General features: G+C 70.1%; 18 protein-coding genes, 1 tRNA gene and 1 other RNA gene. 14 read left to right on the top strand and 6 right to left on the bottom strand.

Translation table 11 applies throughout. The annotated features are described in order from the left end of the window. The first annotated feature begins 294 nt into the window (after window positions 1–294). Genes ACN26Z_RS29740 through ACN26Z_RS29730 form a run of 3 tightly spaced genes read left to right on the top strand, consistent with a single transcriptional unit; the run spans window position 295 to window position 1,981 of the window. Complete coding sequence (locus ACN26Z_RS29740; protein ID WP_421464741.1) at window positions 295–492, top strand: hypothetical protein; 198 nt, start codon at window positions 295–297, stop codon at window positions 490–492. Beyond that, complete coding sequence (locus ACN26Z_RS29735; RefSeq protein WP_421459572.1) at window positions 489–698, top strand: helix-turn-helix domain-containing protein; 210 nt, start codon at window positions 489–491, stop codon at window positions 696–698. Before ACN26Z_RS29740 ends, ACN26Z_RS29735 begins: the two co-directional genes overlap by 4 nt. A 17-nt stretch (window positions 699–715) precedes the next feature. Next, on the top strand, window positions 716–1,981 hold the full coding sequence (locus ACN26Z_RS29730; RefSeq protein ID WP_421459571.1) for a tyrosine-type recombinase/integrase: 1,266 nt from the start codon (window positions 716–718) through the stop codon (window positions 1,979–1,981). Between the two features lie 89 nt (window positions 1,982–2,070). On the opposite strand, the gene ACN26Z_RS29725 is transcribed toward ACN26Z_RS29730, so the two are convergent. Then, a tRNA-Ser gene (locus ACN26Z_RS29725) sits at window positions 2,071–2,155 on the bottom strand. An 81-nt stretch (window positions 2,156–2,236) separates the two neighbouring features. On the opposite strand from ACN26Z_RS29725, the gene ffs reads away from it, so the two are divergent. The 10 genes from ffs to ACN26Z_RS29675 all read left to right on the top strand — a co-directional run bounded on the left by ffs (window position 2,237) and on the right by ACN26Z_RS29675 (window position 13,371). Next, window positions 2,237–2,326: signal recognition particle sRNA small type (gene ffs / locus ACN26Z_RS29720), an RNA gene on the top strand. 264 nt (window positions 2,327–2,590) lie between these two features. After that, on the top strand, window positions 2,591–5,515 hold the full coding sequence (locus tag ACN26Z_RS29715) for a DNA polymerase III subunit gamma and tau (RefSeq protein WP_421464466.1): 2,925 nt from the start codon (window positions 2,591–2,593) through the stop codon (window positions 5,513–5,515). 145 nt (window positions 5,516–5,660) lie between these two features. Then, window positions 5,661–5,969 (top strand): YbaB/EbfC family nucleoid-associated protein, encoded by a 309-nt coding sequence (locus ACN26Z_RS29710; protein ID WP_247674451.1) that lies wholly within the window; start codon window positions 5,661–5,663, stop codon window positions 5,967–5,969. 8 nt (window positions 5,970–5,977) lie between these two features. Then, window positions 5,978–6,571: a recombination mediator RecR gene (gene recR / locus ACN26Z_RS29705; RefSeq protein ID WP_093410030.1), complete on the top strand. Its 594-nt coding sequence runs from the start codon at window positions 5,978–5,980 to the stop codon at window positions 6,569–6,571. Window positions 6,572–6,669: 98 nt separating this feature from the next. Beyond that, window positions 6,670–7,107: a hypothetical protein gene (locus tag ACN26Z_RS29700; RefSeq protein WP_421464464.1), complete on the top strand. Its 438-nt coding sequence runs from the start codon at window positions 6,670–6,672 to the stop codon at window positions 7,105–7,107. A gap of 261 nt (window positions 7,108–7,368) precedes the next feature. Next, on the top strand, window positions 7,369–9,030 hold the full coding sequence (locus tag ACN26Z_RS29695; RefSeq protein ID WP_282236547.1) for an ABC transporter substrate-binding protein: 1,662 nt from the start codon (window positions 7,369–7,371) through the stop codon (window positions 9,028–9,030). A 77-nt stretch (window positions 9,031–9,107) separates the two neighbouring features. After that, window positions 9,108–10,112: an ABC transporter permease gene (locus ACN26Z_RS29690; RefSeq protein ID WP_093410022.1), complete on the top strand. Its 1,005-nt coding sequence runs from the start codon at window positions 9,108–9,110 to the stop codon at window positions 10,110–10,112. Continuing rightward, on the top strand, window positions 10,109–11,071 hold the full coding sequence (locus ACN26Z_RS29685; protein WP_093410020.1) for an ABC transporter permease: 963 nt from the start codon (window positions 10,109–10,111) through the stop codon (window positions 11,069–11,071). Before ACN26Z_RS29690 ends, ACN26Z_RS29685 begins: the two co-directional genes overlap by 4 nt. Before the next feature lie 63 nt (window positions 11,072–11,134). Next, window positions 11,135–12,250: an ABC transporter ATP-binding protein gene (locus ACN26Z_RS29680; RefSeq protein ID WP_093410017.1), complete on the top strand. Its 1,116-nt coding sequence runs from the start codon at window positions 11,135–11,137 to the stop codon at window positions 12,248–12,250. Then, window positions 12,247–13,371 carry an ABC transporter ATP-binding protein gene (locus tag ACN26Z_RS29675; protein ID WP_275415505.1) on the top strand — a complete coding sequence of 375 codons (1,125 nt, stop codon included), beginning with the start codon at window positions 12,247–12,249 and terminating at the stop codon, window positions 13,369–13,371. The genes ACN26Z_RS29680 and ACN26Z_RS29675 overlap by 4 nt, the downstream gene beginning before the upstream one ends. Window positions 13,372–13,453: 82 nt before the next feature. On the opposite strand, the gene ACN26Z_RS29670 is transcribed toward ACN26Z_RS29675, so the two are convergent. Continuing rightward, window positions 13,454–13,900: a hypothetical protein gene (locus ACN26Z_RS29670; RefSeq protein ID WP_421464460.1), complete on the bottom strand. Its 447-nt coding sequence runs from the start codon at window positions 13,898–13,900 to the stop codon at window positions 13,454–13,456. Further along, window positions 13,882–14,541 (bottom strand): HNH endonuclease family protein, encoded by a 660-nt coding sequence (locus ACN26Z_RS29665; protein ID WP_093410012.1) that lies wholly within the window; start codon window positions 14,539–14,541, stop codon window positions 13,882–13,884. The genes ACN26Z_RS29670 and ACN26Z_RS29665 overlap by 19 nt, the downstream gene beginning before the upstream one ends. Before the next feature lie 108 nt (window positions 14,542–14,649). Here ACN26Z_RS29665 and ACN26Z_RS29660 point away from each other — a divergent pair, with 108 nt between their 5' ends. Continuing rightward, window positions 14,650–16,122, top strand: a complete 1,473-nt coding sequence (locus tag ACN26Z_RS29660) for an MFS transporter (RefSeq protein WP_093410010.1) — start codon at window positions 14,650–14,652, stop codon at window positions 16,120–16,122. 41 nt (window positions 16,123–16,163) lie between these two features. Here the strand turns inward: ACN26Z_RS29660 and leuA are convergent, their stop codons facing one another. From leuA to ACN26Z_RS29645, 3 genes are all read right to left on the bottom strand, one after another. Continuing rightward, on the bottom strand, window positions 16,164–17,921 hold the full coding sequence (gene leuA, locus ACN26Z_RS29655; protein WP_421464458.1) for a 2-isopropylmalate synthase: 1,758 nt from the start codon (window positions 17,919–17,921) through the stop codon (window positions 16,164–16,166). A 236-nt stretch (window positions 17,922–18,157) separates the two neighbouring features. Continuing rightward, window positions 18,158–18,706, bottom strand: a complete 549-nt coding sequence (locus ACN26Z_RS29650) for a nitroreductase family protein (RefSeq protein WP_421464456.1) — start codon at window positions 18,704–18,706, stop codon at window positions 18,158–18,160. Between the two features lie 85 nt (window positions 18,707–18,791). Beyond that, the gene (locus tag ACN26Z_RS29645) at window positions 18,792–19,607 is read right to left on the bottom strand and encodes a hypothetical protein (RefSeq protein WP_421464454.1); all 816 of its coding nucleotides are present in this window, start codon (window positions 19,605–19,607) and stop codon (window positions 18,792–18,794) included. Window positions 19,608–19,821: the final 214 nt, after the last annotated feature.

The raw sequence follows: 19,821 nt of genomic DNA, 5'->3' as shown, positions 1-19,821 counted from the left end.
CAACGGGTGTCAACGCCTGTCAACGGCCCCCGTTGACACCCGCGCACCCGCCGCTGCCTGCGGAAACGCTCGAATGTCGGCGGATTGTCAACGTGTCAACGCCTCCCGGCCCCACCACCCGACCGACAGCAGTCATCCGACCGGCTCGCCGGTGGCCGGAAACGGCCCGCTGAGAGCGACTGAGAGCGCCACGCCCTACGCCCTACACCGGAACACCCGAGATCTTGCCTCTGTGGCGCTCTCAGCGGGCCGTTCTGCGGCGTTCTGCGGTGATACCTCCCTATCCCTCCACAAGTGACCGCCACCGACCGGAAGGCCGCCACCGTGCGAATCAGGCTGCACGGCACACCCACTGAAACAGCCGCAGCACTCGCCGCCATCGCCCGAGTGCTGCACATCCGCTCTGCGTCCCGGCCCTACCCCGACCGCCGATCCCCGATGTTCCAGCGCATCTACCTCGACGCCACCCCGAGGGAGGACACCCGCCGATGAGCACCCCCGACAACCACCTGGTTCTGACCATCGAGCAAGCCGCAGAGCGACTCGGTATCGGCCGCACCACGATGTACGCCCTAATCAAGACGGGTCAGATTCGCACCGTCACGATCGGCCGTCTACGCCGAGTGCCCACCTTCTGCCTTGACGAGTACGTGCAGAGCCTCCTGGCCAACCCGACGCAACTCGACCACGCCGCCTGACGAAAGGAGCCCGTCGAATGGGAAGAAAGCCGAACGGCGCATCCAGCATCTACAAGGGCGGTGACGGCTACTGGCATGGCCGGGTAACTGTCGGCGTCAAGGACGACGGCAAGCCGGACCGGCGGCACGTTCAGGCGAAAACCGAGGCCGAGGTAATCCGCAAGGTGCGTGCCCTGGAACGGGAGCGCGACAACGGCACGGTTCGGAAGCCGGGTAGCCGCTGGACGGTCGAGAAGTGGCTAACGCATTGGGTCGAGAACATCGCCGGCCCGGTGGTGCGGACGAACACGCTCGACGGCTACCGGGTCGCCGTTCGTCGGCACCTGATTCCCGGTGTCGGTGCCCACCGCCTTGACCGCCTGGAGCCGGAACACCTGGAACGGCTTTACGTCCGGATGATGGCCAACGGCAGCGCGGCCGGCACCGCCCACCAGGCGCACCGGACCATCCGCACGGCACTCGGCGAAGCGGTCCGCCGTGGGCACCTCGCCCGGAACCCTGCCGCGTTGGCCAAGCCGCCCCGACTGCCGGATTCCGAGGTGCAGCCCTACTCCGTTCCGGAAGTACAGGCGATCCTGCGTGCGGCATCGTCACGGCGGAACAGCGCGCGATGGGCGGTGGCGTTGGCGCTTGGTCTGCGCCAGGGCGAAGCGCTCGGCCTGAAATGGTCAGACGTGGATTTGGACAACGGATCGTTGACCGTCCGCCGGGCACTACTTCGGCCGAAATGGCGGCACGGCTGCGACGGGAAGTGTGAACAGAAGTTGTCCGGTCAATGCCCCGAGCGGGTGAACGACCGCCCGATTGCGGCTGACACGAAATCGCGTGCTGGTCGACGCTCGATCGGTCTGCCGGATGCCCTGGTCGACCTGCTGCGCCGGCACCGGAAAGAACAGGACGCCGAGCGCGAAACCGCCGCGCAACTCTGGCGGGACGAGGGATGGGTATTTGCCTCGCCGACTGGCGAGGCGATCCACCAGGCGACGGACTACGACGAGTGGAAACGGCTTCTCAAGCTTGCCGGAGTGCGGGATGGCCGACTGCACGACGCTCGGCATACCGCCGCCACCGTGCTTCTGGTTCTCGGCGTCTCCGGCCGCGCCGTGATGGGCATCATGGGCTGGTCTAACTCGGCGATGGCCGTCCGGTACCAGCACATGACCGACCAGGTACGCCGGGACATCGCGCAGCAACTCGGCGGACTGCTCTGGGGTGACCCGCCGAGCGGGTCGGGGGAGAAGGCCACCGAGCCGCCGCCTGACGAGCCGGAGCAGGGCAAGTGAGACGACAACTGAGACGAGAGCGACCGTAGACACGACTCAGGGCCGGTCCCTTCGGGGGCCGGCCCTGTCGTTTTTCCAGCTCAGGTGAGCGGAGGATACGAGATTCGAACTCGTGAGGGTGTTAACCCAACACGCTTTCCAAGCGTGCGCCCTAGGCCTCTAGGCGAATCCTCCGCGAGCCAGGATACAGGTCCGCGCCGAGCTTCCCACCCCACCACCCCCTGAAGATCCACCGTCGGTCGGGTAGGCTGGGGGCACCTCCCGTGCGGCGGTATCTCGTGAACCTCCCCAGGGCCGGAAGGCAGCAAGGATAAGCGAGCTCTGCCGGGTGCACGGGGGGCCTTTCTGTCTCCGACGCCCTCCGGCGCGCCCCGGCGTTCTCCAGTTGCGGCATCTGGGGGTTTCCCGGCCGGTGGAGGCCGCAAGATGCCGCAACCGGAGTGGATCATCCCGGCACCACGACCTGCCGCGGCGCGACCTGCCGCGGCGCGACCTGCCGCGGCGCGGCCTGCCGCAAGTCGGGCGGACCACCCGGAGCAACCGGCGGGGTGGGTGGTCAGGCGGGCGAGGTCGGCGCAGAATGGCTCGGTCGAGAGGAGGCGGGACGCCGTGGCACTGGCGCTCTACCGCAAGTACCGGCCGCGTACCTTCGCCGAGGTCATCGGGCAGGAGCACGTCACCGAGCCGTTGTCGCAGGCGCTGCGCAGCGGGCGGCTCAACCACGCGTACCTCTTCTCCGGCCCGCGCGGCTGCGGCAAGACCTCAAGCGCCCGCATCCTGGCCCGCTCGCTCAACTGCGAGCACGGGCCCACCCCGGAGCCCTGTGGCACCTGCGACTCGTGTCGGTCGCTGGCCGGTGACGGGGCCGGCTCGATCGACGTCATCGAGATCGACGCGGCCAGCCACGGTGGCGTGGACGACGCCCGTGAGCTGCGGGAGAAGGCGTTCTTCGCGCCGGCCAACAGCCGTTTCAAGATCTATGTCATCGACGAGGCGCACATGGTCTCGTCGGCCGGCTTCAACGCCCTGCTCAAGCTGGTCGAGGAGCCGCCGGAGTACGTCAAGTTCATCTTCGCCACCACCGAGCCGGAGAAGGTCCTCGGCACCATCAAGTCGCGGACCCACCACTACCCGTTCCGGCTGATCCCGCCGAAGGTGCTCCGGCCGTACCTTGAGCAGCTGACCCAGGCCGAGGGGGTGCCTGTCGAGCCGGCGGTGTTCCCGCTCGTGGTGCGCGCCGGTGGCGGCAGCGCCCGGGACAGCCTCTCCGTACTCGACCAGCTCATCGCCGGTGCCGGCCCCGACGGGGTGAGCTACGCCCGGGCCGCCGCGCTGCTCGGGGTGACCGACGCGGCGCTTATCGACGAGATGTGCGACGCCCTCGCCGCCGGGGACGGCGCCGCCGCGTACGCCACCGTCGACCGGGTCGCCGAGGCCGGGCACGACCCCCGTCGGTTCGCCTCCGACCTGCTGGAACGGCTCCGCGACCTGATCGTGCTTCAGCAGGTGCCCGACGCGGTGGCCAAGGGTCTCATCGACGGACCGGACGACCAGATCGAGCGGATGGCCGCGCAGGCCCAGCAGCTCGGCCCGGGCACCCTGTCCCGCTGCGCCGACATCGTGCACGACGGCCTGGTGGAGATGCGCGGCACCACCGCGCCCCGGCTGCTGCTCGAACTGATCTGCGCCCGGATGCTGCTGCCCGGCGTCGACGACGGCACCGGCGGCCTGCTCCAGCGCCTCGAACGCATGGAACGCCGGCTCACCCTCGCCGGCACCGACGCGCCGCCGGCCACCGCCGGCTCCGCGCCCGCCACCAACCCCCCGGCGGTACGCACCCAGCCTCCCGCCGCGCCCGCGGCTGCCGCCGCGAATCGGGCCGGGACCGGCGCTGCCGCGCCGGCTACCGCCACCTCGTCGAGCGCCGTCCCGCCTCCCGGACGCGGTAACGCTTCCCCGTCGGCCGATCGCGGCAACGGCCATTCCTCTGGTCACGATGCGTCGGCCGGTCCCGACGGCACGACTCAGGACGCCGGTCGTGACGGGGTGACCTCGACGGCCGGGGCGGGTACGGGCGGTACCGCAGCCGGTGATGTGGCCGACGCTGGTCGCCACGCCGGTATGAACGGGACCGCTGACGGTCCGGCCGTCGGCCCCGGTGACGGCGGTTCGGGGCGGTCGGGTGGCACTCAGGACGGTGCGACAAACGGTGCGGCCACGCCCCGGCGACCCGTGCCACAGTCGGCCGTCATGCCCGATCCGGCGACCCCGGAGCCGCCCCGCCCCGGCGCGGTGAGCCCCGGCGTACTGGACGCGGTCGCGGTGCGCCGGGTCTGGCCGGAGGTGGTCGGCAAGGTCAACCGGAGCAACAAGCGGATCGCCGCGCTGATGCGCGACGCGGTCGTCCGTGACCTCGACGGGGACACCCTCGTGCTGACCGTGAAGTCGGCGGTGCTGGCCCGGATGATGTCCGACCACGCGCAGGTGCTCACCGACGCGCTCTACGAGGAGTTGGGCGGACGCTGGCAGATCCGCTGCGAGGTGGCCGGCGAACGGGGCGGGGCGTCGCCTGGCCCGCATCGCAGCCCGTCCGATCCCGGCCCGGCCCCCGCTCCGGCCGCCGCCAGTCCGCAGGTGCCCGCAGGGCGGGCCGATCGAGGCCGCTCCGGCGGTTCCTCCGGCGCTCCTCGGTCGGGTGGCCCGGCCGCCACCACTGCTGAGAACAGCGACGACGACTGGCCCGAGCCGGCCCGCCCGGGTGGTAGCGCCGCGTCCGCTGCCGACGACGACTGGCCGGAGGCGGCCCGTCCCGGCGGTGGGTCGGTCGATGCGGCGGCGGACCCGTCGGGCGACCCTCGGGCGGCTGCCTCGCAAACCTCGGCGGGGCCGGTAGCGGCGGGCGCCCCGTCGAGCCGTGGCGCGGGTGACGGCCCACCGGTCGCCGGTTCGGACGGCGCGGGGACGCACGCCGCGTCGGGCCGGGCAGCGGCCGGCGTCATGCCCGGCGGAAGCGGGGCGAGGAGCGGGTCGGGTGGACCGGCGACCACCGCCGGTTCAGGTGGAGCGGGGACACACGTCGGATCGGCTGGAGCGGGAACAACCGCCGGGACCGGTGGGGCCCGGGCGAACGGTGGATCGGGCGGCCATGGTTCGAGTGCCGCGCCGCGCCAGGCGGGAGCGCCCAACGGCAACGGCAGCTCCGGTGGTGCCCCGGTCAGCAGTGCGATCGCCGCGGCTCGGGCGGCAGCGGCCGGGCGGGGTACGCGTACCGCCAAGGGAGCCCGGCAGACCGCGGACGCGGAGTTCGCCGGCGAGCCGCCGTACGACCCGGATTTCGACGGCCCGTTGCGCGGTGGCGCGGGACGTCCCGGCGGTGCTCAACCGGCCGTCACCCCTGCCTACGAGGGCTTTGACCCGGGTGACGAGCCACTGGACGAGATCATCGACGAGAAGACCGCCCGCGAGTCGAGCGAGGAACAGGCCGTACGCCTGCTTCGGGAGACCTTCGGCAGCGTCGAGAAGATCAACGACTGAGTTCGCGGCCGGCACCTCAGGTCGACCGGGCAGGTAGGTGACAGGGGTGCGGCGCGCGGGGTAGGTCGGTGGGTGGCGTTAGGGTGGGCGGCGGCAGCAAAGGCGAGTCGAGGGAGTCATCGTGCGGCCTGGTGGACAGCCGAACATGCAGCAGATGCTGAAGCAGGCGCAGAAGATGCAGCAGCAGATCGCCAAGGCGCAGGCGGAGCTGGCCGAGGCCGAGGTGACCGGTACCGCCGGCGGTGGCCTGGTCACCGCTGTCGTCACCGGTTCCGGCGAGGTCAAGAGCATCAAGATCGACCCGAAGGCTGTCGACCCGGACGACGTGGAGACCCTGGAGGATCTCGTCGTCGCCGCGCTGCACAACGCCACCGAGGCGGCCCGCGAGCTGACCGAGCAGAAGATGGGCCCGGTCGCGGGCGGGATGGGCGGCCTCGGCCTGCCCGGGTTCTGAGCCCACAGATGTACGAGGGCGCCATCCAGGATCTGATCGACGAGCTGGGCCGACTGCCGGGCGTGGGCCCCAAGAGTGCCCAGCGGATCGCCTTTCACGTGCTGTCCGCCGACCCGGCCGACATCAACCGGCTGGCTGGCGCGCTGCGCAAGGTCAAGGAGCTGGTGCGGTTCTGCACCAGCTGCTACAACGTCGCCGAGTCCGACCAGTGCCGGATCTGCCGCGACCCGCGCCGCACCGACGAGGTGATCTGCGTGGTCGAGGAGCCGAAGGACGTGGTGGCGATCGAACGGACCGGTGAGTTCCGCGGCCGGTACCACGTGCTCGGCGGGGCGATCAATCCGCTGGAGGGCATCGGGCCGGACAATCTGCGCATCCGCGAGTTGATGACCCGTCTCGGCGGTGGTGCGATCCGTGAGTTGATCCTGGCCACCGACCCGAACACCGAGGGCGAGGCGACTGCGACCTACCTCGCGCTGATGGTGAAGCCGATGGGGATTGCGGTGACTCGGCTGGCCAGCGGGCTGCCGGTCGGCGGCGACCTGGAGTACGCCGACGAGATCACCCTGGGCCGGGCCTTCGAGGGCCGCCGCGCCGTGTGACGGAGCCGCCGATCGGCGGCGCGTGGGCGTTTCGTCGGCGGTGACGTGCGGACAAACGGCCCGCCCCACCGGTTGCCTGCGGCGCGAGGGAGGTCGAGGTGCGGCAGGAACGGGACGACCGGCCTTGGGCACCCTCGGTGCTGGCTGCCCTGCTGGTGCTTGCCGTGCTGGCCGGTTGGTGGTGTGTCGCGGGAAAGATGCGCCAGTTCCGCGAGGCGAGCGACCGCGGCGAGACGGCGGCTGCGGCGGAACTCGACCGGCGGGCCGGCAGCTACGCCGAGGCGGTGCTCGCCGCCGGGGCGGGGACGTCCGACGACAGGTTGCGCACCCTCGCCGCCGAGCAGCAGGTGGAAGTCTGGGAGATCCGCCGGAAGCCGGAACTGTCGCTGGTCGTCGAGTCGACCGAGGCCTACGGTCCATGGCCGGACGGATTGTTGCAGCTCTGCCACCGACTCGATTTCCGGGCCCTGGGCGCACCGGATGCCGGCTTCGATCTGGTACGTCTGCCCTCGTGCCCGACGCCGCCCACACCGTGACAGGCACCTGCCGACGGTATGACACCCTGCTAGTGATCCGCCCAATCGATGTAACAGAATGATATCGATTGTTTGGGGCTATTGAGCGTTTTTGTCCGTGAGCCTGCTGGTCCGCGTGACCGGGGCCAGGCACTAAGGACACGATCCGGTACCAAGAGCTTCCAGCGCCGTTTCCCGCCGGTCCGAACGGGAGCTAAGGTCACGGCCATCGGTGACCCTGTCACCACGTTGTCCGTACCCCTAAGGACGAGGTGAAGCACCATGCGTGCATCCAGGCCGAAGGTCGCTATCGCGGCCGTGGCGGCCGCGGCCCTCGCGGTAGCAGGCTGTGCCGAGAGCGACCGCGAAGGTTCCAGCGGTAGTAGCAAGGACACCCTGGTCTTCGGCGTCGCCGGAGACCCGAAGGTGCTCGACCCCAGCTTCGCCAGCGACGGTGAGTCGCTGCGCGTGGCCCGCCAGGTGTTCGAGACGCTGGTCCGCCCGGAAGAGGGTGGCACCAAGGTCAGCCCCGGCCTCGCCGAGTCCTGGGAGCCGGACGCCGCGGGCACCACGTGGACGTTCAAGCTGCGTTCCGGCGTGAAGTTCCACGACGGCACCGACTTCAACGCCGAGGCCGTCTGCGTCAACTTCGACCGCTGGTACAACGCCAAGGGCCTGATGCAGAGCCCGGACGTGACCGCGTACTGGCAGGACGTCATGGGTGGCTTCGCCGCCAACGAGGACGACACCCTCGGTGAGAGCCTCTTCAAGTCCTGCTCCGCCACCGACCCCACCACGGTCGCGTTGACCTTCAGCCGGGTCTCCAGCAAGATCCCGGCCGCCCTGATGCTGCCGTCCTTCTCCATGCACAGCCCGAAGGCGCTCCAGGAGTACGACGCCAGCAACGTCTCGGGCAGCGCGGACGACATCAAGTACCCGGCCTACGCGACCGAGCACCCGACCGGTACCGGCCCGTTCAAGTTCAAGACCTGGGACATCGCGAACAAGACGCTGACCCTGGAGCGGAACGAGGACTACTGGGGCGACAAGGCCAAGCTCAAGAGCCTGATCTTCAAGACCATCTCGGACGAGAACGCCCGTAAGCAGGCGCTGCGCTCCGGCGACATCCAGGGCTACGACCTGGTCGGCCCGGCCGACGTCCAGCCGCTCAAGGACGAGGGCTTCAACCTCCTGACCCGCCCGGCCTTCAACATCCTCTACCTGGCCATCAACCAGAAGGGGAACCCGAAGCTGGCGGACCTGAAGGTCCGGCAGGCGCTCGCCCACGCCATCAACCGGCAGGCCCTGGTCGACTCGAAGCTGCCCCCGGGTGCTCAGGTCGCGGTGAACTTCTTCCCCGACACGGTCGAGGGCTGGAACGGCGACGTCACCAAGTACGAGTACGACGTCGAGAAGGCGAAGTCGCTGCTGGCCGAGGCCGGTGCCTCGGACCTGACCCTGCGGTTCCACTACCCGACCGAGGTCACCCGGCCCTACATGCCGAACCCGAAGGACCTGTTCGAGCTGGTCTCGGCGGACCTCCAGGCGGCCGGCATCAAGATCGAGCCGATCCCGCTGAAGTGGAGCCCGGACTACCTCAACGCCACCACCTCCGGCAGCGAGCACGACCTGCACTTCCTCGGGTGGACCGGCGACTACGGTGACGGCTACAACTTCATCGGCACGTTCTTCGACCGGCAGAAGGACGAGTGGGGCTTCAACAACAAGGCCCTGTTCGACAAGTTCCGGCAGGCGGACACCACTGCGGACCAGGCGGCCAAGGTGGCGCTCTACAAGGAGTTGAACGCCGACATCATGAACTTCCTGCCCGGTGTGCCGATCTCGCACTCGCCGCCGGCAATCGTGTTCGGCAAGGACGTGACCGGGGTCAAGGCGAGCCCGCTCACCGACGAGCGGTTCGCCACCGCGGAGTTCAAGTCCTGATCTGACGCACCGACCACGGGCGGGCGCTGTGACCCACAGCGCCCGCCCGTGATCCCTTGCCCCCTTCCGAGGCCGCCGTGTTCCGGTTCATCGTCAGACGCCTGCTTCAGCTGATACCCACGCTGTTCGGGCTCTCCATCCTGTTGTTCATCTGGCTCCGGCGACTGCCCGGAGGCCCCGAGACCGCCATTCTCGGCGAGCGGGGCACACCCGAGATGCGTGCCGCGATCCGCCGCAATCTCGGTCTCGACGAGCCGATCCTGATCCAGTACGGCCGGTTCGTCCGGCGGATGATCCGCCTCGACCTGGGTACGTCCATCTCGACGAAGCGCGAGGTGACGACGGAGTTCCTGCAACGGTTCCCCGGCACCGTCGAGCTGACCATCACCGCGATGGTGATCGCGGTCGGCATCGGCATTCCGCTGGGCTACCTGGCCGCCCGCCGACGCGGCCGGTTCCTCGACCACGCCTCCGTCGGCGGGTCGCTTATCGGCATCTGCATCCCGGTCTTCTTCCTCGCGTACATCCTCAAGGCGATCTTCTCGGAGAACCTCGGCTGGTTCCCCTCCAGCGGCCGGCAGGACCCGACCATCGGCGCCACCCGGATCACCAACTTCTTCGTCCTCGACGGACTGATGACCCGGGAATGGGACGCCGCGGCCGACGCGCTCATGCATCTCGTGCTGCCGGCGCTCGCCTTGGCCAGCATTCCCTTGGCGATCATCGTCCGGATCACCAGGGCCAGTGTGCTCGAGGTGCTCAACGAGGACTTCGTGCGTACCGCCGAGGCCAAGGGCCTGACCGAGAACGTCGTCCGCCGCCGGCACGTGCTGCGCAACGCCATGCTCCCGGTGGTGACCTCGATCGGTCTGCTCACCGGTGGCCTGCTCTCCGGCGCGGTGCTCACCGAGACGGTCTTCGCCTTCAGCGGGATCGGCGCCTTCCTCGCCGACTCCATCAACCAGCGCGACTATCCGGTGCTGATGGGCTTCATCATGATCATCGCCGTGGTCTACGTGCTGGTGAACCTGATAGTGGACCTCTCCTACAGCCTGATCGACCCGAGGGTGAGGGTCCGATGACGACCATCGGTGGCAAGAAGCGAGAGAAGATCGACCGACTCGCCGAACTGGCCGCCCGCGACGAGGAGCGGGGGGTCAGCCTCTGGCAGGACGCCTTCCGTCGGCTGCGGCGCAACCCGGCCGCCATCATCGGCGCGGTCATCCTCACCGTCTTCGTCCTGGTCGCGCTGATCGGCCCGTTCCTGGTGCCGTACGGGCCGACGGACACGATGGGCATCCGGGAGGGCGTCATCAAACCGGGGGTCATCCCCGGATCCTCCAGCGAGCACTGGTTCGGTTACGACCACCAGGGTCGAGACGTCTTCAGCCGCATGATCGTCGGGGCCCGGCAGACCCTGCTGGTCGGCGTGGTGGCGACCCTGATCGGTCTCGCCGTCGGCGTGCTGATCGGCGGTGTCGCCGGTGCCGCCGCCGGCCTCGGCGGGCGCTGGGGCCGATGGGTCGACAGCACCCTGATGCGGTTCATCGACATGCTGCTGGCGCTGCCGAGCCTGCTGCTGGCGGTCAGCATCGCCGCACTGCTCGGACCGAGCCTGACCACGGTCATGATCGCGGTCGGCATGGTGTCCGTGCCGGTCTTCGCCCGGCTGCTGCGCGGCTCGATGATCGCCCAGTCCAACAGCGACTACGTCCTGGCCGCCACCTCGCTCGGGGTACGCAAGTCGAAGATCGCCCTGGCCCACGTGCTGCCCAACTCGCTCGCCCCGGTCATTGTCCAGGCGACGCTGACCCTGGCCACAGCGATCATCGAAGCGGCAGCACTTTCCTTCCTCGGGCTCGGCAACCCCGACTCGGCAACCCCCGAGTGGGGCGTCATGCTCGCCGACGCGCAGCAGTACCTGGGCATCCGGCCCGAGCTGGCCATCTACCCGGCGGTCGCCATCATCATCACCGCGCTGGGCTTCACCCTGCTCGGTGAGTCGATGCGTGAGGCCCTCGACCCGAAGCTGCGGAAGTAGGCGTGCCGAGCATGAGTAGCGCGCATTTGACCTCCGTGGCTGTGAACGAAAGGGCGGTGCGACATGGCACTGCTTGATGTCGAAGATCTTTCGGTGACCTTCGCCCGGCGCGGTCAGCGGACCGTACGGGCCGTGGACGGAGTCTCCTTCTCGGTGGAGGCCGGCGAGGTCGTCGGCCTGGTCGGCGAATCCGGCTGCGGCAAGTCGGTGACCTCACTGGCGATCATGGGCCTGCTGCCCAAGCAGCCCGGCCTTCAGGTGGCCGGCAAGGCCGTCTTCGACGGCACCGACCTGCTTCAGCTCGACGACCGGTCGCGCCGGGACATCCGGGGCCGGGACGTCGCGATGATCTTCCAGGATCCGCTGTCGTCGCTGAACCCGGTCGTGCCGATCGGGCTTCAGGTGACCGAGGTGTTGACCCGGCACCGTGGCATGAAGGGCGAGGCGGCGGCGAAGGAGGCGGCGCAGTTGCTGGACCGGGTCGGCATCCCCGACCCGAGGCGGCGGCTGAAGGAGTACCCTCACCAGCTCTCCGGTGGGATGCGCCAGCGCGCCCTGATCGCCATGGCGGTGGCCTGCCAGCCCCGGCTGCTCATCGCCGACGAGCCGACGACCGCGCTGGACGTCACCATCCAGGCGCAGATCCTGGAACTGTTGAAGGATCTGGTCCGGGACTCCGGCACCGCGCTGGTGATGATCACGCACGATCTGGGCGTGGTGGCCGGCATGTGCGACACCATCAACGTGCTCTACGGCGGTCGGGTGGTGGAGACCGCGCGGCGGCGTCCACTGTTCCGTCAGCCCCGGCACCCGTACACCGTGGGGTTGCTCGGCTCGGTGCCGCGCCTGGACGCGGGACGCGGTGAGCGGCTGAACCCGATTCCGGGCTCGGTGCGTGACCTGCTGCCCTGGCCGGACGGCTGCGCCTTCGCGCCGCGCTGCGACCGACGGGTGGACGCCTGCGTCGGCGAGCCGCCGGACCTGGTGCTGACCCACGACGGCCGCAGCTACCGGTGCGTCAACCCCGCCCCGCTGCCGGGCCTGACGCCCGGTGCGGAGGCTCGGGAGACGCGACCGGGACAGGCCACGCCGGGTTCGGTGCCCGCGCAGGCGGTGCCGGACGACCCGCCGGCCGCGCCGGGCCTGGCCGCCGCCCCGAGTGAGGAGGAGACGCCGTGAGCGAGCGAATCGATCGGCTCAGCGGAGAGGACGTCCTCGTCGAGGTACGGGACCTGAAGGTGCACTTCCCGATCAAGCGGGGGGTGCTGTTCGACCGTACGGTCGGCCACGTCAAGGCCGTCGACGGCGTTGACCTGCGCATCACGCGCGGCCAGACGTACGGCCTGGTCGGCGAGTCGGGCTGCGGAAAGTCCACGCTCGGGCGGGCGCTGCTCCAGCTCACCCCGCCGACCTCGGGCGAGGTCAGCTTCGACGGGGTCGAGCTGACCACGCTGGCACCGAACAAGCTGCGCACGATGCGCCGCCGGATGCAGATGATCTTCCAAGACCCGATGTCCAGCCTCGATCCCCGGCAGAACGTCGAGTCGATCCTCACCGAGGGGCTACAGGCGCACGGCATCGGTGGTGACCGGAACAGTCGTCGCAAGATCATTTCCGAGACGTTGGACCAGGTCGGGCTGCCGCGTTGGGCGCTGTCCCGCTACCCGCACGAGTTCTCCGGCGGCCAGCGGCAGCGCATCGGCATCGCCCGGGCGCTGGTGCTGGGGCCGGAACTGATCGTCGCGGACGAGCCGGTCTCCGCGCTCGACGTGTCGATTCAGGCCCAAGTGGTCAACCTGCTCGACGAACTTCAGGACAACCTCGGTCTGACCTACCTGGTAATCGCGCACGACCTGGCGGTGGTCCGGCACATCTCGGACACCGTGGGCGTGATGTACCTGGGCGCGCTGGTCGAGGAGGCACCGAGCGACCGGCTCTACACCGAACCGCTGCACCCGTACACCCGGGCGCTGATGTCGGCGGTGCCGGTGCCCGACCCGGACGTGGAGGACCGCCGAGAGCGCATCCTCATCGCCGGCGATCTGCCGTCGCCGGCCAACCCGCCGTCGGGCTGCCGCTTCCACACCCGGTGCCCGTGGGCGCAGCCGACCCGCTGCGCCGACGAGCGGCCGGAGTTGCGGGACATCGGCGGCAGTCGGGTCGCCTGCCACTGGGCCGAGCAGATCGCCAGCGGGGAGCTGCGTCGACACAAGGTCAGCGTGGAGATCACCCGGCCAGCGGGCGAGGGTGAGGATCCCTCGGTCGTTTCCGCCCCCACCGAGCCCGGCTCCTTCGTGTAGGTCGTGCGCGCAAGGGGTCCCTTCCTGACGCCCGAGCTGTCAGAAGGGCCCCTTGCCGTCACTGCCGACGACGCTGGGGCGATCAGCCCTCGGGGCGGTGCAGCAGGCCGAGGGCGATGGTGTGTACCGCATCCAGCCCGGGAGCGTCGGTCAGCGGTGCGCTGCCGCCGGTGACCGCGTACCACTCGTCGGCGTCCTTGTACTGCACGTGCAGACTGACCCGGCCGTCGGCGAAGTCGGTACGCAGGGTCAGCTCGCCGGTCACCACGCCGACCTCGTCGGTCATCACGCCGCCCGGTCCCGGCACGATGTCGGCGGTGCGGCTCTGTGGGCCGGTGGCACCGCCGGCGTCGGCGGTCATCCCGGCGCCCGGCACCTCCACCTCTGCCGCGGTGGTGCCGTCCACGGTCATGCCGGCCGTGGCCGGGCCGGGGCTGCCGGTGGCCGCCGCCGCGTCCTCGCCGCCCGGATCCGGCGTACGCTCGGGCGCCGGTGCCCCGTCGGCCCCGGTTACGGCTTGCTCTCCCATGTGCAGCCCTCCAACATGTCGGCCAGTTCGGCCTGCTCGGCACTGGTCACCGTCAGCTGCCAGTGGTGCTTCACCGCCACCCAGTCCCCGGCATATTGACACCAGTATGACCGGTTTGATGGCTTCCACTGGGACGGGTCCTGGTCACCCTTTGCCCGGTTGGAGGATGCGGAAACCGCGAACAGCTGCGGCCGGTCGAGGTCGTTGGCGAAGTCACCGCGCTTCGAGTCGTCCCACTCGTCGGCACCGGAGCGCCAGGCGTTGGCCAGCGGGACCATGTGGTCGATGTCCACGTCGGAGGGGTCGGTGAAGGTGCGGCCGTCGTAGACGCTCTCCCACCGCCCACCGACCACGTTGCAGCCGGAGTGCTCGATGGATTTGCCGTCGCGCTCCAGCACGGTGTCGCGGACGTCGCAGTTCTGGCCGGTCTTGCGCCAGTGCGGGAAGCGGTTGCGGCTGTAGCCGCGCATCGAACCCGCCTCGGCGACGGTCAGCTCCGAGAGCATCTGGTCGATGTTGCCGCTGCCGCTCGGCGGCGTGACCGGCTCCTCCTCAAGTGGGACGCAGCCGGCGGCGCCGAGGGTCAGCGCCGCGATGAGCGCGAGCGCCCCCGGGACGCGCGGTCCTGATCTGGTACGCACAGACGACACCTTTCCAGCTTGCGGGCTTCCGGCGATCCCGCACAGTACCCGGCTAGGGTTTCGGCGTTTCGTGGTGTCTGACGGATGGTGCACGGCAGATTGGTAACCATGCCCGAACCCTCGTCCGCTCTCCGCCTGCGCAGCAGCGCCGGCCGGGGCACCCTGGCCGCCGCCGTGCTCGCCTCCGGCATGGTCTTCCTGGACAGCACCGTGGTCAACGTGGCGCTGCCCCACCTCGGCGCCGACCTCGACGCGTCAGTTGCCGGTCTGCAATGGACCATCAACGGCTACCTGTTGACGCTCGCCGCGTTCGTCCTGCTCGGTGGGGCACTCGGCGATCGCTTCGGGCGTCGGCGGGTGTTCCTGCTCGGCGTGGTCTGGTTCACCGCCGCCTCCATCCTCTGCGGGCTCGCCCTGCGCACCGACTGGCTGGTGGCCGCGCGGTTCCTTCAGGGTGCCGGGGGTGCCCTGCTCACGCCGGGCTCGCTGGCGTTGCTTCAGGCCAGCTTCCATCCCGACGACCGGGCCAAGACGATCGGAGCGTGGTCGGGGCTCTCCGGTGTCTCCACCGCGCTCGGCCCGTTCATCGGCGGTTGGCTGATCGACGCCCTCTCCTGGCGGTGGATCTTCTTCCTGAACGTGCCGCTGGCGGTGCTGGTCGTGCTGGCGACACTCCGCTGGGTGCCCGAGAGCCGGGACGAGAACGCGTCCCGGAAGCGGGGCACCCGCCAGTTCGATGTGGCCGGTGCCCTGCTCGGCGCACTCGCCCTGGCCGGCGTCACGTACGCCCTGGTCGACGCCCCCGACCGGGGGCTGGACTCCCCGGCGGTGGTAGCCGCGGCCCTGGCCGGGGTGGTCGCCGCGGTGGCGTTCGTGTTCCTCGAACGACGTCGTGGGGAGACCGCGATGCTGCCCACCGGCCTGTTCCGCAGCCGGTTGTTCTCGGTGCTGAACTTCTTCACCGTGCTGGTCTACGCCGCCCTCGGCGGGTTCACCTTCTTCATCGCCGTGTACCTGCAGAACGTGGTCGGCTGGTCAGCCCTGCTCACCGGCCTCGCGCTGCTGCCGATGACCCTGCTGCTGCTGGTCGGCTCGCCGCTCACCGGTGCGCTGTCGACGAGGATCGGACCCCGGTTGCCGCTGACCGTCGGGCCGCTGCTGGCCGCCCTCGGGCTGCTGATGCTGCGCGAGATCGGGCCGGGGGCATCGTACTGGCGGGAGGTGCTGCCCGGGGTGGCGATCTTCGGCGTCGGGCTGACCCTGGTCGTGGCGCCGCTGACCGCCTCGGTGCTGGCCGCCGTCAACGACCGCTTCGCGGGAGTGGCCAGCGGCTTCAACAACGCCGCCTCGCGGGTCGGCGGGCTGCTCGCGGTGGCGGCCCTGCCGCTGCTGGTCGGGCTCACCGGCACCGGGTACGAACAGCCCGCGGAACTCACCGCGGCCTACCGTGGCGCGTTGCTCTGGTGCGCCGGTCTGCTGGTGGCCGGCGCTCTCATCGCCGCCCTGCTGGTCCATCGGCCGGCCCGTCGCCCGCCACCGGCCCAGCCCTGCCACTCGTTGCCCGTCTCCACGCCGAGATGACGCAGGGGCCCCGCGCCGGTGCGGGGCCCCTGCCTGTCGGTTCAGCTTCGGGCGCGGTTGACGGCGCTGGTGACCGCCTTGATGGAGGCGGTGACGATGTTGGCGTCCATGCCGACACCCCAGACCGTGTGCCCCTGCACCTCGCACTCGACGTACGCGGCGGCCTGGGCGTCCCCACCGGAGGAGAGCGCGTGCTCGTGGTAGTCGAGCACGCGTACGCTCACCCCGGCTGAGCCCAGCGCGTTGACGTACGCATCGATCGGGCCGTTGCCGATCGCGGTGATCGAGCGATCCTGCCCGCCGGTGTGGATCCGGGCGGCGATCTCGACCTTCCCGTCGGCGGTACCGATCGTGTACTCGGATAGCGCCACCGCAGGGTCGCGCTGGTGGTCGAGCAGGTACTGCCCGGCGAAGATCTGCCACATGGTGGCCGGGTCGACCTCACCGCCGTCGTGGTCGGTCACCTGCTGCACCACGCCGGAGAACTCGATCTGGAGCCGGCGGGGCAGGTCGAGCTGGTGCTCGGTCTTCATGATGTACGCGACGCCGCCCTTGCCGGACTGCGAGTTGACCCGGATCACCGCCTCGTAGCTGCGGCCCAGATCCTTCGGGTCGATCGGCAGGTACGGCACCGCCCAGGTGAACTCGTCGACCGGCACCCCGGCCGCCGCCGCGTCGGCCTCCAACGCGGTGAACCCCTTGTTGATGGCGTCCTGGTGGGAGCCGGAGAAGGCGGTGTAGACCAGGTCGCCGGCGTACGGGTGGCGCTCGTGCACGGGCAGCTGGTTGCAGTACTCGACGGCCCGTTTGATCTCGTCGATGTCCGAGAAGTCGATCATCGGGTCGATGCCCTGGGAGAACAGGTTCAGGCCCAGCGTGACCAGGTCGACGTTGCCGGTGCGCTCACCGTTGCCGAACAGGCAGCCCTCGATCCGGTCCGCCCCGGCGAGCAGGCCCAGCTCGGCGGCGGCCACGCCGGTGCCCCGGTCGTTGTGCGGGTGCAGGCTGAGCACCAGGCTGTCGCGGCGGGGCAGGCGTCGGTGCATCCACTCGATCGAGTCGGCGTACACGTTCGGCGTGGCCATCTCGACGGTGGCCGGCAGGTTGATGATCAGCTTGCGGTCCGGGGTGGGGTCGATCACCTCGATGACCTTGGCGCAGACCTCCAGCGCGTACTCCAGCTCGGTGCCGGTGTAGGACTCCGGCGAGTACTCGTAGAAGATCTCGGTGTCCGGGGTGTGGATCTCCGCGTACTTCTGGCAGAGCCGGGCACCGCTGGTCGCGATGTCGGTGATGCCGTCCCGGTCTAGCCCGAACACGACCCGGCGTTGCAGGGTGGAGGTCGAGTTGTAGAAGTGCACGATCGCCCGGCGGGCCCCGCGCAGCGATTCGAAGGTGCGTTCGATCAGGTGCTCCCGGCACTGGGTCAGCACCTGGATGGTGACATCCTCGGGGATCAGGTCCTGCTCGATCAGCTGGCGGACGAAGTCGTAGTCGGTCTGGCTGGCCGACGGGAAGCCGACCTCGATCTCCTTGTAGCCCATCTGCACCAGGAGCTGGAACATCCGACGCTTGCGCTCGGGTGACATCGGGTCGATAAGCGCCTGGTTGCCGTCCCGCAGGTCGACCGCGCACCAGCGCGGGGCGGCCTCGACGTGTCGGGTCGGCCAGGTGCGGTCGGGCAGGTCGATCCGGAACTGTTGCCGGTACGGCTGGTAACGGGCGTACGGCATCCGGCTCGGGCGCTGCCGCGCGAACGGATCGGAGTCGATGTCGGTGGTGCCGGCTGGGTGAGCCATGGCGGAGTTCTCCCGTGGTCATGTGACGTCAGCGGTGGAGGTCGGCGGCGAAGCCGAGAAGGTTCCGGGAAATGCTGGCGGCGCGGTTCAACTCCGCGACGAGGTGCCGGCCGTCAGGCCTCGTCGCGGCGACCAAGGAGAAGGTGCGCCTGCCACATGACAGAGTGACACTACGTGATGGACGTCGGTCTGGGAAGGCTCGTCCGTAGTTTGGGACGAGGCTTGCCTTCGTTCCTTCAGCTCGAGGCGTTCGAGCAGCTCAGGAGTAGTTCGGCCAATGGTTGGCGGTGGCGTAGTGACGTCTCGTGACGCAACAGGTCGGTCGGGAGGCTGAACGGATCACCGAGTTGCCCGACCGCCGCCACCACGTACGGTCGCACGTCGGCGGGTAGATCGAGGTCGGCGACCAGGCCGGGCCGGTCGAGTTCGGTCACCTGGCGTACGTGCAGCCCCAACGCGGTGGCCTGCACGGTCAGGTGGGCCACCGCCTGCCCCAGGTCGTACGCCGCGAACGGGTTGTCGGTGGCGTGGTGCGCGGCGAGCAGCAGGACGCTGGCCCGCCCGGCCCACCGCTGCTCGTCCGCCGGCAGGTTGACCAGGATCCGCTTGAAGGTCTCGTCCTCGCGGTGCCCGACGGCGAACCGCCACGGTTGCCGGTTGCCGACCGAGGGCGCCCACCGGGCCGCCTCCAGCAGGGTCGTCACTTCGGTTGGCGTCAACTCCGCGACCGGATCGAAGGAGCGGGGGCTCCAGCGGAAGGCGAGCAGCGGAGTGAGGTCGGTCATGGGAAGAGTGTCCCGTATGGGCGTTTTGATCGGGCCGGCAGGGGTGGACGAATGTGGGCAATGACACCCGTAACGGGATAGGTCGTCAGGGCGTTCCCGCGTGCTCGCCCGTACCTGTCGGATCCGGGCCGACGGGCGGGGTGGGATCCACCGGCGCGGCCATGCCCAGCGGCTCACCCTCGACCACCGGACCGGGCAGTTGCACGGTGCCGGGGGCCGGCTCGGGTGGGGCGGCCAACGTCAGCGTGCCGAACGCCGCCCGTACCGCCGTCGGTGTGCCGTCGGCGTCGAAACAGTAGATGCCGACGTCCAGCGGCGGGTTGATCGATGCCGCGGTGGTCTCCACCGAGTAGCAGTTGCCGGTCGCGTCGGCGGGTGCCATGGCCGGCGACACCGCCAGCGGGGCGCGCCGGTCGGTCAGCACGTCGAGCCAGTCGGTGAACGGGTGCTGCACCCGGGGATCCAGCCGGCGTGGCAGCGTGTCGTCCCGCTCACCGAGGCGTACGCAGCTCGCCGGCTCCGGTCGGGCGGCGGAGGGCAGCCCGCACTGGAACAACCCGTCCGCGATCGCGGCCAGCGTGATGTCGGCGGTGCCGCCGAGCGCTCCGCCCGGCACGTCCACCCGCCAGCTGCCGTCGTTCGCGCTGGTGAAGACGATCAGACGGTCGGCGGTCCCGTCCGCCCGCAAGGTGTACCGGGCGACCAGGTGCCGGTCCTGAGCGGCGGCGGCAAGGGCGGCCAACTCGTCCCGGGCCGCATCCGGACCGGCCGGGCGTGGCGCGGCGGTCGGCGGCGGTGCGGGGTCGGTGGGCGGGTGGGACGAGCAGGCGGCGAGGAGAGCGGGCACGGCAAGCGCGAGCGCGACGGTCAGCTGACGGTTCGGATGATGGGCGGCGGGCACCCGGCCATTCTGGGTGTTGGGCAGGGCTCGGCACAGCCCCGGAAAGGTCGGCCTTTCCGGCGTGTCGCAGGCCACTCCGGTCGCCCCGGCGGGCCGGATCGTGGGATCACCTGACCTGGCGGTCAGAGACGACCGATACCCTGAGGTCGTCCGACCCGCGCCGCCGGCCCCGGTGCCGGCGGCGTCGGCACGCTCAGGGCAACTGGGAGGGAGT

Source organism: Verrucosispora sp. WMMD703 (genome assembly GCF_049178935.1).
Lineage (GTDB): Bacteria > Actinomycetota > Actinomycetes > Mycobacteriales > Micromonosporaceae > Micromonospora > Micromonospora sediminimaris.
This window is presented reverse-complemented; position numbering and strand designations above follow the sequence as displayed.